This window comes from Propioniciclava sp. LT294 (genome assembly GCF_059516005.1).
On sequence record NZ_JCAKNG010000004.1, the window covers coordinates 244645 to 259893 of the forward strand.

Annotated in this window: 9 protein-coding genes; 2 read left to right on the top strand and 7 right to left on the bottom strand. The window is 69.6% G+C overall.

What is annotated here, in order from left to right; all coding sequences use genetic code 11:
• The first annotated feature begins 2 nt into the window (after positions 1-2).
• Entirely contained in the window at positions 3-1415 is a 1413-nt protein-coding gene (locus AC5YDA_RS07555; protein WP_496189645.1) for an MFS transporter, read from the top strand.
• Between the two features lie 51 nt (positions 1416-1466).
• Here AC5YDA_RS07555 and AC5YDA_RS07560 read toward each other — a convergent pair whose 3' ends face one another.
• From AC5YDA_RS07560 to AC5YDA_RS07575, 4 genes are all read right to left on the bottom strand, one after another.
• Positions 1467-2567, bottom strand: a complete 1101-nt coding sequence (locus AC5YDA_RS07560; RefSeq protein WP_496189644.1) for a mannonate dehydratase — start codon at positions 2565-2567, stop codon at positions 1467-1469.
• An 11-nt stretch (positions 2568-2578) separates the two neighbouring features.
• Positions 2579-3877 (bottom strand): TRAP transporter large permease, encoded by a 1299-nt coding sequence (locus tag AC5YDA_RS07565; RefSeq protein WP_496189643.1) that lies wholly within the window; start codon positions 3875-3877, stop codon positions 2579-2581.
• A gap of 9 nt (positions 3878-3886) precedes the next feature.
• On the bottom strand, positions 3887-4411 hold the full coding sequence (locus tag AC5YDA_RS07570) for a TRAP transporter small permease (RefSeq protein WP_496189642.1): 525 nt from the start codon (positions 4409-4411) through the stop codon (positions 3887-3889).
• A 65-nt stretch (positions 4412-4476) separates the two neighbouring features.
• Positions 4477-5502: a TRAP transporter substrate-binding protein gene (locus AC5YDA_RS07575; RefSeq protein ID WP_496192918.1), complete on the bottom strand. Its 1026-nt coding sequence runs from the start codon at positions 5500-5502 to the stop codon at positions 4477-4479.
• A gap of 180 nt (positions 5503-5682) precedes the next feature.
• On the opposite strand from AC5YDA_RS07575, the gene AC5YDA_RS07580 reads away from it, so the two are divergent.
• Positions 5683-6411: a GntR family transcriptional regulator gene (locus AC5YDA_RS07580; RefSeq protein WP_496189640.1), complete on the top strand. Its 729-nt coding sequence runs from the start codon at positions 5683-5685 to the stop codon at positions 6409-6411.
• A 60-nt stretch (positions 6412-6471) separates the two neighbouring features.
• Here AC5YDA_RS07580 and AC5YDA_RS07585 read toward each other — a convergent pair whose 3' ends face one another.
• From AC5YDA_RS07585 to AC5YDA_RS07595, 3 genes are all read right to left on the bottom strand, one after another.
• The gene (locus AC5YDA_RS07585) at positions 6472-7299 is read right to left on the bottom strand and encodes an aldo/keto reductase (RefSeq protein ID WP_496189639.1); all 828 of its coding nucleotides are present in this window, start codon (positions 7297-7299) and stop codon (positions 6472-6474) included.
• A gap of 78 nt (positions 7300-7377) precedes the next feature.
• Entirely contained in the window at positions 7378-10200 is a 2823-nt protein-coding gene (locus AC5YDA_RS07590) for a sulfide/dihydroorotate dehydrogenase-like FAD/NAD-binding protein (RefSeq protein ID WP_496189638.1), read from the bottom strand.
• Positions 10197-15194: a 2-oxoacid:acceptor oxidoreductase family protein gene (locus tag AC5YDA_RS07595; protein ID WP_496189637.1), complete on the bottom strand. Its 4998-nt coding sequence runs from the start codon at positions 15192-15194 to the stop codon at positions 10197-10199. The genes AC5YDA_RS07590 and AC5YDA_RS07595 overlap by 4 nt, the downstream gene beginning before the upstream one ends.
• Positions 15195-15249: the final 55 nt, after the last annotated feature.

Genomic DNA, 15249 nt, shown 5'->3' on the forward strand with positions numbered 1-15249 from the left:
CCATGACTCAGACCCACACGCGCGACCCGTTCCGCGAGGACATCGACCAGATCCTCGCCGACGCCGAGACCCCCGTCGAGGGCCACAAGAAGACCCCGGGCAAGGCCGCCCTGGCCTCCTTCCTCGGCTCCACGCTGGAGTACTACGACTTCTTCATCTTCGGCACCGCCGCCGCGCTGGTGTTCCCGCAGCTGTTCTTCCCCACCGGCGACCCGACGATCGCCGCCGTCGCCTCCTTCATGGCGTTCGGCGCGGCCTACATCGCCCGCCCGCTCGGCGGCCTCGTCATGGGCCACTTCGGCGACCGGATCGGACGCAAGCAGGTGCTGCTGGTCACCCTCGGCATCATGGGCGTCGCCTCCACCCTGATCGGCCTGCTGCCGACGTTCGACCAGATCGGCATCTGGGCGCCGGTCCTGCTGGTCACCCTCCGCCTGGCCCAGGGCTTCACCGCCGGAGCCGAGGCGTCCGGCGCCGCCACCCTCACCGTCGAGCACTCCCCCGAGGGACGCCGGGGCCTGTTCACGAGCTCCGTCATGACGGGCTACGCGTCCGGCAACGTCCTCGCGTCGCTGGTCTTCATCCCCGTCGCCCTGCTGCCCCAGGAAGCCATGCTCACGTGGGGCTGGCGCATCCCGTTCCTGTTGTCCGTGGTCGTGCTGGCCGTGGCGTACTTCGTCCGCACCCACCTCGACGAGACCCCGGTCTTCGCCGAGGCCAAGGAGGACGATGTCGTGGAGTCCCTGCCCGCGGCGTCCGTGCTGCGCCACCAGTGGAAGGACGTCCTGCGCGTCCTGGTCTCCATGATGTTCTCCCTCATGCAGACGCTGTTCTCCGTCTTCGCGCTGCGCTACGGCGTCGAGCAGGGCATCCCCCGCGAAACCATGCTCATGATCGCGGTCGTCGCCGTCGGTGCCTCCATGCTCACCATCCCGATGGCCGGCGCCCTGTCGGACCGCATCGGCCGCAAGAAGTCCATCTACATCGCCCACGTCGGCGTGGTCGTCACTCTGTTCTTCTACTTCTGGACCCTCTCCACCGGCAACGTGGCCCTCGCCTTCCTCGGCGCCTTCCTCAACATGAGCGTGTTCTACTCGTTCTGGAACGGCGTGTGGCCGGTCTATTTCGCCGAGATGTTCGCCGCCCCCGTCCGCTACACGGGCTCGGCCATGGGCAACCAGTTCGGCCTGCTCGTCGCCGGCTTCGCCCCGGCCATTGCCGCCGGCCTGCTCGGGACGGGCACCTGGGGCTGGATCCCCGTCGCGGTGTTCGCCACCATCATCACCGTCGCAGCCTTCGTCGCGGTGGCCACCTCGCGCGAGACCGCCCACGTCCACCTCGACAAGCTGGGCATCGACTACGAGACCGGACGTCCCTATGCCCAGCAGGCCGCCGTGCCCGCGCGGCGTGGCTGACCCGGGACGCTGATCAGCCCCGACTCAGCCGACGCCGCTCCGGGCGCCCCGTCAGTCGGTGGTGGGTGCGGGGGCGGAGGCACTGGACCGGGTCCGGTCCAGTGCCTCCCACAGCCCCCCCAGATAGGTGATGCCCAGCGCGCGGTCGTACAGCCCATACCCGGGGCGCCCCCGCTCGCCCCAGATGTCGCGCCCGTGGTCGGGGCGGGCGTACCCGTCGAAGCCGGTCTCGTGCAGGGCCTGCACGATGGCGAACATGTCGAGGGAGCCCTCGGCCGTGGGGTGGGCCGACTCGTGGAAGACGCCCGGGGCGGTGTGCTTCAGGTTCCTGAGGTGCACGAACGGCGCCCTCCCCTTGGCGGAGAACTCCCGCATGATGGCGGGCACGTCGTTGTCGGGGTTCGCCCCGAGGGACCCAGCGCACACCGTGAAGCCGTGGTACGGGGACGTGGTGAACCCTTCGATGGCGCGCATGTCCTCGACGTTCTTCACGATGCGGGGCAGCCCGAACAGGGAGCGGGGCGGGTCGTCGGGGTGGACGGCCATGCGGACGTCGTACTTCTCGCAGGCGTCGATGATCGCCTCGATGAAGTAGGCGAAGTTCGCGCGCAACCGCGTCTCGTCGACGTCCGCATAGGCGTCCATGAGGCCTTGGATGTCGGCGAGGCGCTCGATCTCCCAGCCGGGCAGGATGTAGCCGTCCGCGGCCCCTTGGACGCGTGCGACGACCTGATCGAACGATCCCTCCACGATGGCCTGGTCGTAGGCCATCGAGGCCGAGCCATCCGGCAAGGGCTGGCGCAGGTCGGTCCGGATCCAGTCGAAGACGGGCATGAAGTTGTAGCAGATGACCTTGATGCCACTGGCGGAGAGGTGCCGGATCGTCTCGATGTAGTTCTCGATGTGCCGATCACGCTCCGGGAGCCCGATCTTGATCGCGTCCGAGACGTTCACGCTCTCGACGACCTCGAGCGACAGCCCGGACCCCTCGACGTCCGCCTTGAGCGCCGCGACACGTTCGGCCGGCCAGACCTCACCCGCAGGGATGTCGAACACGGCACCGACGACGTGGCTGACGCCGGGGATCTGCCGGATGTACTGCGGCGGGATCGGGTCGTCCTGGCTGCCGAACCAGCGGAAGCCCATCTTCACGGTCGCCCGCCTCACCCACCGAGCCACTGGAGTGGCACGGTGATGAGTTCCGGCACCAGCGCGAGCAGGAGGACGAGCGCGCTCTGGGCGAAGAAGTAAGGCAGGACGGGCGGGATGATGGCGTCCATCTTCACGTTGCCTGCCGCGCAGGCCACGTTGAGGACCGGCCCGACCGGTGGTGAGGTGAGGCCCAGGACGTTGGCCAGGACGAAGACGACGCCGAAGTAGACAGGGTCGATGCCGGCAGCGGTCAGGATCGGCAGCACGATCGGCGTCATGATGAGGATGGTCGGGACCACGTCCATCGCCAGGCCGACGATCAGCGTGATCACCATCAGGACGAGCATCAGCAGGGTGGGTTGGTCGACGAGAGGCCCGAGAAGCGACGTGATGACCTGGGGCAGGCCCGCGATCGTCATGTAGTAGGCGGCCACCTGGGCGGCGGCAGCCAGGAACATGACCACAGCCGACATCTTGGCGGCCGAGCGCAGTCCGGCGAACATGACCGGCAGCGTCAGCTCGCGGTAGACGAAGACACCGATGACCACCGCGTAGACGACGGCCACCACGCCCGCCTCGGTCGCGGTGAAGATGCCGCCACGCAGGCCGAGCAGGATGATGACCGGGAGCAGGAGCGCCCAGACGCCGTCCACGATGATCTTGACGGCCTCCTTGAACGTGGGTGCCGGTTCGGTCGACTTCACGCCGTCCTTGCGCTGCATGAAGAACCAGATGACGCACATCAGGACCGTCAGGTAGACCGCCGGGGCGATGCCACCCATGAACAGCGACTTGATGGAGACGCCTGCGGTCACCCCGTAGACGATGAACGGAACCGACGGGGGCATGATCGGGGCCACCAGATTGGCGCTGGCGACCAGGCCGGCTGACTTGGCCCGGTCGTAGCCGGACCTCGCCATCATGGGGATGAGGATCGCGCCGAGGGCCGCCGCGCTCGCCACCGCCGAGCCGACGAGGCTGGCGAACAGCAGGCACGCCACGATCGTGACGTAGCCCAGCCCACCGCGAACGCGGCCCACGAACACGTTTGCGAAGTTGATGATGCGGTGGGTGAGCCCACCGCGGTTCATCAATTCACCCGCGAGGACGAAGAACGGCAGGGCCATCATGGCCACCGAGTCGGTGCCGCGCATCAACTGGGCGCCGACGATCTCAGGGTCGGCGGCCGAGCCCCCGAGGTGGAGGCCGATGGCCCCACCGGCCAGGAGCAGGGCGAACGCGATCGGCACGCCCAGGATGATGGCGACCGTCAGGTAGACGAGGAACAGAATCAGGAGCAGGGTCATCATGGGAGGGCCTCAATCCACTTCAGCGAGGGGGTCGTCGTGGCCCTTGATGGCCATCAGTGCGGTCACCGACTGCTTCTGGACGAAGAGCTTGTACAGGTTGCCGAGCGCCATCAGGATGATCGCGGCGCCGGTCACCACGCCGGCACCGTAGACGAGCGCGCGAGGGTACTGCGTGGCGACCCAGCGGTCGTTGATGTTCTGGACGGCCAGCTCCAGGCTGCCCTGTGCCAGCACCCACATCGTCCAGATGATGACCAGCTGGATGAGCGCGTAGAGGGCCTTCTGTGCCTTGTCCGGAATCTTCGCGAGCACCATCTCCACACCGAGGTGGCGGTTGTCGCGGAAGGCCCCGACGGTGCCGAAGTAGACCAGGTAGATGAAGGCCAGGCGCGCCACCTCCTCCGACCAGACGAAGCCGGTCGAGAAGACGTAGCGCAGGATCACGTTCAGGAAGACGAGGGCGATCATCACGGCCAGGAAGAAGGCCATGAGGATCTCGACCCCCTTGAAGAGCTTGTCAAGCAGACGGGACATGGGTACCCCTCGGATCGGAAGGAAAAAAGGGGTCGGGACGGTGGCGTCCCGACCCCTCGGTGGCATTACTTGACTGCGCGGATCTTCTCGGTCAGCGCCGGGGCCCAGTCGTTCTCGGAGAGGAGCTTGTCGGTGACGGGCTTCGTCATCCCGATCAGCTTCTCGCGGTCGGCATCAGTCAACTCGGTGACGGTCAGGCCCTTGCTGCGCAGGAACTCACGGTCCTTGTCGATCGACGCGATGTAGTCGTCCCACGCCTGCGCCGAGGCCTTGGCTGCGGCGTCCTTGACGATCTGCTGCTGCTCGGGCGACAGGCGGGCGAGAGCCGCGTCGCTGGCGATGAACTCCAGCGTGGCCACGATGTGGTTGGTCTCGTACACGTACTTCTGCACCTCGTAGAGGCCCTCGGAGACGACGGTCACCATGCCGTTGTCCTGGCCGTCGACGACGCCGGTCTCCAGCGAGGAGAACAGCTCTCCGAGCGGGATGACCTGGGAGCTGGCCCCGAGGTTCTGGGCCAGGCCGACGTGGATCGGGTTGTTCGGCATGCGGAACTTCTGGCCGGCGAAGTCCTCCACCTTGGTCAGCGGCTTGTTGCTCGTGAACGTACGGGCGCTGTTGGGGGCCCACCCGAGCACCTCCACGGTCGGGAACTTCTCCTCGAACTTCGCGTTCACCTCGTCGGCGATGTCACCGGTCCACACCTTCTTGGCGTGCTCGACGTCCCGGTAGAGGAACGGCCAGTCGGAGATCAGCATCATGGGGAACTCCTGGTTCATGGAGCTTCCCACCACGACGACCTCGATGGTGCCGTTGCGCACGCCGTCGAAGAGGTCCGCCTCGTTGCCGAGGGTGCCGGAGTGATACACGTCGACCTTGACGGCTCTGTTGGTCTTGGCCTCGACCTCGGTCTTGAAGACCTTGTCGATCGCCGCAGCCGTCGGGTGCGTGGCTCCCCAGTTGTCACCGACCTTGAGCGTGACGGGGTTGTCCTTCGTGGCGCCCCCCGTGCCGCCGCTGGCGGCCATGTTGCAGCCGGCCAGGCCGAGCGAGAGAGCGGCCACCACACCGATGGCGAGAAGTTTCTTCATTGGTTCTCCTTCAGGGTGCTCGCTGGCGAGCTGGTTGAAGCCTTGTTCTGGGCGATCAGATGCACGCGCGTCGTCGGGCGCCTTCGCCCGCCGGGTGCCGAACATCATGATGCATGCAAGTTTAGGTGAACAAGTACTTGTGTGGTACCGAGTGACTAAATCGTGATCTAAGGTGGTGCCGTGGTCCCATATGCGGCGCCGAAGAGGACGAACCGGCAGTTGGTCTACGATGCGCTGCGCTCGCGGATCATCCTGAACGAGTTGCAGCCCGGGGCAACCCTGTCGGAGCACGAGATCGCGGCCAGCCTGGGGGTCTCCCGGACGCCGGTTCGCGAGGCGATCGTGCTCCTCGTCAACGAGGGCCTCGTCCGCGTCTACCCGAAGGTGGGAACCTTCGTGTCCCGGGTTGACCCGGCCCAAGTGGCCGAGGCGCAGTTCCTCCGCGAGGCGGTGGAGCTTGCCTCACTCGCTTCGATGGACATGCCCCCCGACTCCGTGATGGTCGGCGAACTCCAGAGGAACCTTGACGAGCAGCGATCCCTCGCCCAACAGGGTGGGAAGACCACCTTCTTCGCACTCGATGAGGCGTTCCACCAAGGATTGATGAGGATGAGCGGCCACGAGGCGTCCTGGCGCACCGTGGACGCCGCCAAGGGTCACCTCGACCGCGCCCGTATGGTCGGCATCCGCAACTTGCCGATCCTCGACCACTTGGTCACGGAGCATCAGTCCATCCTCGATGCCGTGCGCGCCGGCGACAAGGACGCCGCCTGCGCCAACCTGCGCGCCCACCTGCGCACCGTGTTCGTCGACCTCGAGAAGATGCGCCAGCGTTCCCCGGAGCTGTTCGACGCCGCCCCGGGCCCCGACGCGGTCCCCAGCAGGAGGTCCGTGGTCGTCTGGACCTGAACCATCCCCCTTCCCGCCCCACATGGTCGCGTTCGCGCCCGAGCAGGTCGCCGCAGGACGTCAGTGGCCGAAGGTGTCCGAGTCGGCCATCCCGTAGTCGTCGCTGACCAGCGCGGACAGCCGGGCGATGTCGGCGTCCGTGAGCCGCACGTCGAAGACGTCGAGGTTCTCGGCCAAGCGGCGCGGGTCGGCCGACTTGGGGATGGGCACGATGCCCTGCCGGACGTGCCAGGCGAGGATGGCCTGAGCCGGCGAGACCCCGTGGGCCTCCGCCACCTCCGCGACCGTCGGATGCTCCACCAGCCCGTTGCCCGCGGCGAGCGGAGCCCACGCCTCGGTCAGGATGCCGCGCTCGGCATGGAAGGCGCGCTCTGCGGGTCGGTCGGTGAACGGGTTGCACTGGATCTGGTTCACCGCCGGTGCGACGCCGGTGGCCGCGATGATCCGGTCAAGGTGGGCCGGTTTGAAGTTGGAGGTCCCGATCGCCCGGACCAGGCCCCGTTCGCGCGCCTCGATGAGGCCCTCCCACGCGCGCACGTAGAGGTCTTGGTCGGGGTTGGGCCAGTGGATGAGGACGAGGTCGGCGTGGTCGAGGCCCAGCCGCATCAGGTTGGCCTCGACGCCCGCGACGGCGTCCGTGTGCCAACGGCGGTTGAACTTGGTGGTGACGACGAGGTCCTCCCGGGGCAGGCCGGAGTCGCGCACCGCGCGTCCGACCCCCGCCTCGTTGCCGTAGTTCTCCGCCGTGTCGACCAGGCGGTAGCCCAACTCGAAGGCAGTGTGGCACATGGCCTCGACTTCGGTGTCGTCGAGCGGCCACGTGCCGACGCCGATCGCCGGGATCGGGGTGCCGCCGGTGAGGGTGATGGTCGGTGCGAGGTTCGTCATGCCGGCCATCCTGTCCTACCGGTCAACCGCCCCGGGTGCGTCCCAGCTGCGGCGCGCGAGACTCGCCCCATGCGGGCGCTACCCCAACCCCGCCCGCTCCCGGCTGGCCAGTTCGCGCGCCCGGAACTGGCCGAACCGCGGCAGGAACTTGTCCCAGTCGATGGCGTGGCCATCGATCTCGGGACCGTCGATGCACGCGTGCTTGCGCACCAGCTTCCCGTCCTCGACCACCGGTACCATGCACGCCCCGCACATGCCGGTCGCGTCGACCATGATCGAGTTCAGGCTGGCCACGGTCCTCACTCCGTACGAACGCGTGAGGTCGCACACCGCCCGCATCATGCGCGGCGGGCCGATGGTGACCACCTCGGCGACCCGTCGAGCGTCAGCATCCAGCAGGTCGCGCAGCGGCCCCGTCACCATCCCGGGCACGCCGAACGATCCGTCGTCCGAGGTGAACACGATGTCGACCAGGTCGCCGTACCGCTTCTTCAGTGTCTGCAATCGGGCCGCCTCGCCGTTCCAGAACAGCAAGCCCTCCGAGCGGAAGCCCACGATCAGGGTCACGTGGTTGCCGAGCTCGAGGTGCTCGCGTGCGATCGGATACACCGGCGGCAGCCCGACGCCGCCGGCCGTGAACACGACCGTCCGGCCCTCCCCGACGCGGTGCACCTCCGACGGCTGCCCCAGCGGCCCCGCGATTCCGGCGTAGGTCTCACCCACCGACATCTGGTTCATCCGCATCGTCGAGGTGCCCATCCCCTGGATGACCAACGTGATGGTGCCGGCCTCGGCGTCCCAGTCGGCCAAGGTGAGCGGAATGAGCTCGCCGTTCGGCCAGCCCAGCACCCGCACGAACTGGCCCGCCTTGGTGGCCCGCGCGATCAGCGGGGCATACACCTCGAACTCGACGATGCCCGGCGCGAGCGGAGTCTTGGCCACGATGCGCGGCCGGGTGGCGGCCAGATTGGTGTACCGCTTGGCGCGGTGCACCATCCCGGGCACCTCTCCGACCGGCACGGATGCCGCGAGCTCGGCCATCTGCCGCGCCGCGGCCTGTCCGTCACCTGCGGCCCGGATCGCGGTGGATCCGCCGCGGGCGGCGTCCCCACCCGAGAAGACGCCCGGCAGCGACGTGGCCTGCGAGCCCTCCCCCACCCGGATCGCTCCGCGAACCGTGGTGGCCAGGTCAGGCTGGCTGTCGCGGATGATCGGGTTGGACGCGTTGCCCAGCGCCATGATCACCAGGTCAGCGGCGAGCACCGCGAACTCCCCCGTCCGCGCCGGCGAGCGGCGACCCGAGGCGTCCGGTTCGCCGAGCTGCATGACCGCGCAGCGGGCGGCCCGGACCGCATGGGTGTTGTCGTCGCCGACGAACTCGGTCGGCGACAGCAGCGTTCGCAGCGCGACACCCTCCTCCAGGGCGTGATGGAGCTCCTCGACGCGGGCGGGCATCTCCTCGCGGGAGCGCCGGTAGACGATCGTGACCTCGCCGCCGAGGCGATGCGCTGTGCGGGCGGCGTCCATGGCGGTGTTGCCGCCACCGATCACGAGCACCCGGCGGCCGGCCACCTCGGGCAGCGGCGTCTCGTACTCGTCCGAGAGCGCCTGCATGAGGTTGACCCGCGTCAGGAACTCGTTGGCACTCATCACGTTGAGCAGGTGCTCGCCGGGCACGTTCAGGAACTGCGGCAGCCCTGCGCCGGTGCCCACGAACACCCGCGCGAACCCGGCCTCGCGCAGATCGGCGATGGTGGCCGTCTTGCCGACGACGAAGTTGCGCACGAACCGGCCGCCCAGCATCGTGATCTTGGCCACGACGTCATCGATGAGCTCGTTGGGGAGCCGGAACTCCGGGATGCCGTAGCGCAGCACGCCGCCCAGCTCGTGGAACGCCTCGAACACCGTGACCGGGAAGCCATCCGCGGCCAGAAGGAACGCGTTGATCAGGCCGGCCGGCCCGGAACCGACGATCGCGATCGGCGGCTTGGCGGCGGTGGTCCACGGGTCCGGACGCCCGCCGTACCGCTTCGCGATGTCCTCGGGCGTGACCTTCTTCTCCCGTTGGGGCAGGAACCACTCAAGCTGCCCGATCTCGATGGGCCGCTTCTGGTGGGCGCACACGCCTTGGCACTGCAACTCCTGCGGGCACACCCGTCCCGTCACGTTGGGCAGCGGGTTGCATGCCTCGAGCAGCGCGAGCGCCTCGGCGAACTTCCCCTCGCCGAGCAGGTCCAGCAGCGCCGGGATGTGGATCTGCACCGGGCAGCCGCCCTTCCGCTGGCCTGAGGCCAACAGCTCGCCCAGCTCGCACGGGCTCTCGGCGCACTGCTTGTCGCGCAACGCCTCGAGCCAGACGAAGGTGTCGACCTCGCGCTGGCTGTAGCCCAGCGTGAGGTAGCCGAGGTAGCCGGTGTTGACCAGCTCGAAGTCGCGGTGGCGCTCCTGCGCCGGCCGGATGTACGGCCCGATGTTGTTGCCGGCCGGCCAGTTCTTGCTGAGCCCGGCGAACATCGGGTAGCGATCGGAGAGGTGCGCGTCCAACCCCGCGATGAACGTGCGCTTCAGCCGCAGCGGCGAGTGCCACAGGAACCGCCTGAGCACGGTGCTGGCGTCGTCGTCGCGCAGCAGCACCTGCCACAGCTGCCGGGTGAACTCCGCCGACAGCGTGCCCTGGGCGAAGGCCGCGGCCACCTGCTGCAGGCCGTCGCGTATGAACAGCTCCCGGAACTGCCCGGGGTCGTTGGCCAACTGCCGCTTGAGCACGGCGAGCTGGGCCTCGAACGCTCCCACGTCGGGGTCGGACGCCAGCGCCGCGAGCTCGTCGCGCGAGGCGTCCAGCTGGGCCTGGGCGGTGAGGTAGGCCTCGACGGCGGTCGGGCGGCGGGCGATCGTGGTCATCGGATGATCTCGCTGTCGCAGTTGTCGATGACCTTGCGGATCCGGGCCAGGTTCTCGGGGGTCAGGGGCAACCTGTCGAGGGCCCCCGGGATCATCCGAGCGGCGTGCACGACGGCGCCGTCCACGATGACCTGGGTCGCTTCGAACAGCTCCGGCATCTCCTGGTAGCAGGTCTTGCAGTCGGTGCACAGGCTGCGGTCGTCCTCGAGGAGCTGCACGACCTGTCGCTGCTCCGCCTCGGCTAGCGCCTGCCGCGGCGCGCTGACCGGCCCCGCCGCCGTGACGGACGCCGCGGGTGCGAACGCCGGCGCTGCTGCCACCCCGGGACCGGACGCCGCGAGCTCGCTCAGGGCGCGCGCGATGGAATCCAGCGACGACTCGCGCTGCTCGGTCGCCTCGTCGAAGCGGGCCTGCAGGTCGGCCAGCGCCGCCGCGTGGTCGGCGCGTGCCTCGGCGTCCTTGACGCCGGCGAGGTACTGCAACAGGAGCCAGTTGCGCCGGCGCTCCTCCACGAGCGTGACGATCGCCGGCCCGCACACCACCCGGGTGAGCCGCAGGTCGGCGTCCGTCGCGTGGACGAAGGGGACCCGGCCCTCGCGGTCGGCGGCGTCGAGCTGGACGTAGGCGTGGACGGGCAGGGCGGCGGCGTCCTCGTCGGGGCGCAGCGGGCGGAACTGCCGGGCGAACCGCACCTCGCCCAGGGCGAAGTCGGCCGGGGTCAGCGGCACCTCCAGCTGCTTGAGCGAGCCGTCGGAATCCGCGTAGGTGAGCGTGTTGGTCGCCCACAGTGCGCCGACGTCGGGGTTGCCCTCGAGGCTGAACCGCTCGAAGATGGTCGCCCCACGACGGGGGTCGTGCACGAACAGCGGCGCCATGCGCGACCGGACCGCCAGCGCCCCGCGGTCGGTCGCCTGCGCGTCGGCGATGCCATGCTCGCCCTGGCAGGGCGTGTACGCGTCCAGCAGGGCCGCGCCGTCGGCGTAGGTGAGGAACTCGTGCGCGTACTTGAGGAAGTGCCCTTGCATCGCCGTCGCCGACTGCACCACGAACACATCGGGGTGGAAGCTGGCCAGCAGAGCCAGCTCCTTGCGTGTCTCGGTCTTGCCGCCGTGCGCAGCGCCGGCCCGGGCCAGGTCGGAATCCTGGCCGGTGAAGGACGCCGTGGACGCCTGCCCGCCCGTGTTGCTGTACACGCCGGTGTTGAGCACCATCGCCTTGATCGGGGTGCCCGAGGTGAGCACGCGCGACAGGGCGCCGAATCCGATGTCGTAGGTCGCGCCGTCGCCGCCGATCGTGAGGAACGTCGGCAGCAGCTGCATCTCCTCGGGCGTGAACCCCTGCCAGCCGAGCATCGTCAGGGTCGTGTCGTCTCGGCCGGGGCGGAAGGCGTCGGCGAGCTCGAGCCGGGCGGTGCGCAGGGCGCGCACCGCGTCCAGCGCTTGGGCGGCGACGCCCTCGAACAGGCCCTTGGCCAAGGGCTGCGCGTCCTGGAACAGGCTGTTCACCCACGGGTCGTGGTAGGGGTTGTAGGGCATCGTCGACGCGTAGACCGACGAGCACCCGGTGGAGTTCGCGATCACGGTGGACGCCGGCCCCTCTCCCGTCGGGCCGCCCTCGAGCAGGTAGACGTGGCGTTCGAGGCCCGCGACCGCCTGGTCGATGCGGGCCAGCCGGCCGGGGTCGGACGCCTCGACTGCGAGGGCGTCCCGCTTGGCCACCAGCCGGGCGAGCAGGTCGGCCGCCTCGGCGAGCTGGGCCCCGCGCCGACGGACGCCCAGCGCGTGGCTCGTCGACATGACGAGCCGGATCGCCGTCACCTCGCCGCAGCCGCGGCAGGCACCGTGGCCGCCGGTCGAGGCGTAGTAGTTGTCGCGGTCGAGCATCAGGCGCTTGAGGTCGCCGCCCTCGCCCAGCGCCGCCTCATGGAAGCGAGCAGGCGTGTTGGGCGTCTCGGCCAGGAAGGCGAAGCGCTCCTCGAGCATGGTGCGGACGCCGGTGTCCTGCTCGGTCGCGACCAGCGCGTGCGGCCCGCAGATCTCGACGCACTCGAGGCACCCGGTGCACTTCCAAGGGTCGACGGTGGCGGCGAACAGGCCGCCCGCGCCCGGATCCTTGTCCTCCAGCGCGTTGAAGAAGGCCCGCGTCCGGCTGACGGGGTAGCTGCGCAGGTGCGCGACCAGCGCGGTGAGCGCACCCGCGGCGTCCGGCACGACGACGGAGGGGCCTACCTCGGCCACGATGTCGGCGAACTGGCGGTTGTCCTTCTTCGTGACCAGGTAGGAGGCGCGCACCGCGTCCGCGAGTGCCGGGACGGCCGCGAGGAGGGTGCCCCGGGCCGCTGGGTCCACACCCGCGCCGCGGATGCCGGTGCGCAGCAGGTCCTCGAGCTCGAACGCGGCGTTGGGGATGGCGGCGTCCGGGCAGACGAGCGCGCAATCCATGCAGCCGGTGCACAGCTCGGGCACGAACACCGGCACCTGCCGGCGGAAGAGGCCCTTGTCCTTGGTCGCGGCGGTCGCGGGCGGCACGAACAGGCCCGCGCCGGGCAGCACGGGCGCCTCGGCGATCGTGCCCTGCCGGAAGTGCCGGCCGGTCATCAGGTCGTAGTAGCTGTGGTCGAACAGCCCGGACGCCGACGCGCACCGCGCGCCGCAGTCGGCCATGTCGGCGGAGAGCGCCACGGTGCGCAGCGGGAGCGGTGCCACGAGGTCGCTGAGCGCCGCGAGCTGGGGGCTCTCGTGGTCGACGCGTTGCGCCGCCTCTGCGCCGTCGAGCACCACGGACATGTTGGCTGCCACGATCTCGTCGCCCTTGGCGCCGAACTTCTTCTCGATCTGGTGGCGCACCTTGCTCATGATCTCGTCGCGGGACGCCCCGAGCGCCACCCGGTCCACATGCGCGGCGACGGCGCCGATGAAGGCGATCCCCATCATGCGCGTCTGCAGCGCCGGGTCGGGCGCGTGCCGGCCAGCGACCGCGAAGGCATCGATGACGAGGAACCGGATGTCGTGCGACCGGATGTACCGGCGCGCGGCGGTCGGCAGGTCACGCCACACCTGCTCGGGCGCGAGGCTGGACTGCAGGATGAACGTGCCGCCGTCGACCAGGCCCTTGAGCGGATCGGTGTGGCTGAACACCTTGTGGTCGGGGCTGATGACGACCTCGACCTCTTCGAGTTCGGCGTTGGTGACCAGCACCGGCTCGGGGCTCAGTGTGATGTAGAAGTTCGTCGCGGCGCCCGACTTCTCCGAGCCGTACTTCGGCGCCGACTTGCTGTGCATGTCGAGCACACCGGTGAGGATGTCGGTGAGCAGCTTGCCGGTGGCGATCGTGCCGTAGCCGCCCACCGAGTGGAACCGGATGCGCAGGGCCTGCTCGGGCAACAGCCGCGGGTTGGGCTCGGTCTCCAGGGCCATGTGTCCGGTGAGGGGGTAGGCGGCGCGCAGGCGATCCTGCAGGCCGGCGAGCTCGGGGTCGGGGTCGGGCGCGAAGAACTGGCTGCCGAGGTAGATGAGCGGCGGGACCCCCCGGGAGTCCAGCGCCCGGAACGCCGCGACGAGGTGGCGGGGCTGCAGGTCGTGGCCGCCGAGGCCGAAGATCGCGCTCGACACGTCGGGGCGGCGGCGCAGGGCCGGGATGCCGGGATGGCGCTCGCCCTCGGCATTGTCGAGGCCCTTGTACAGGGCGGCGGTGACGAGCGCGGTCAGGGCCATCTGGTCCGAGCGCTCCAGCACCAGCACGGCGCGTTTGCCGTCGAGCGCCGCGACCAGTTCGGCCTCGGGGAAGGGCTGCAGGCACTTCACCGAGACGAGGCCGGCCTTGATGCCGCGGTCGCGGAGGACGGGCAGGACGGCGCGGACGTCGTCGGTCACGGACCCGAGCGCGACCATGACGACCTCGGCGTCCTCGCAGTCGTAGGTCATCACGGGTGAGTAGCGGCGTCCGGTCAGATCGGCGTACTCGTCCATCGCCTGCCGGACGAGTCGGGGCACATCGGCCGCGAAGTGGGTGCGGTGGTCGACCGCGCCGGCCTGGAAGTCGGGCTGGTTCTGCACCGGGCCGGTGAGGCCCGGGTTGTTCGGGTCGACGAACGCCGGGACGAGCTGGCGGGTGCCGCGTTCGTGCGCCTGGCGCCACTGCCGGCTCCATTCCCCGTGGAGGGGCTCGGGGATCCAGCGGAGCGTCGCACCGAGGCCGGCGCCCGCGGCGTCCGGCTCGATGGTGGCGGCATTCGCCTCGAGGTGTTCGCGCAGCGCCGCCAGGGCGGCGGGGTCCAGGTCGGACGCCCGGCGCCCGGTCCAGGCCTGGAGCTGGGCCACCCGGCCCTTGGCGCCGAACAGGATCTCCTGGGCGACGGTGGGACAGGCGATGCGCCCGGCGGGGTCGCCCAGGTACTCGCGCAGCAGGGCAGCCTCGGGCAGCAGTGCCTCGCTCATCATGTGGCTGGTCGAGAAGCCGTCCATGGCGTTGGCGACGGGGATGAGGCTGAGCGCAGCCGCGCGGTAGGAGATGGCGGCCAGGTCGGCGGCCTCCTGCGGGTTGGCGCCGAAGAGCACGGTGTAGCCCGAGGGCAACAGGGCGTAGACGTCGTCGTGGCCGGCCATCACGTTGAGGGAGTGCTTGCTGACCACGCGCGCGGCGACCTGCAGCACGAAGCCGCCGACCTTCTTGCCGACGGTGACGAAGTGCGACTCCATCGCGTAGAGGATCCCCTGGCTCGACGAGGCGTTGGAGATGAACTGCCCCCCCGTCAGCGCGGCTCCGAGCGCACCCGACTGCGCCGAGTGCTCGCCCTCGGGCTCGAAGAAGAACGGGTGCTTGCCGAAGACGTTCACCCCGCCCGCGGCACGGGCGGCCTCGAAGAGCTCCGCGATCTCCGTCGAGGGGGTGATGGGATAGCCGATCACCCCTCCGCAGACGTGTTGCATGACGTGGGCCACAGCAGCGTTGCCGTTGACCACGACAGGGATGCCTGGGTACTTCGTTGCACTCATGACCACATTCCTGACGCGCGTTGGGCCAGGCCCGGAGTCCTGGCTGCGTCGCCGG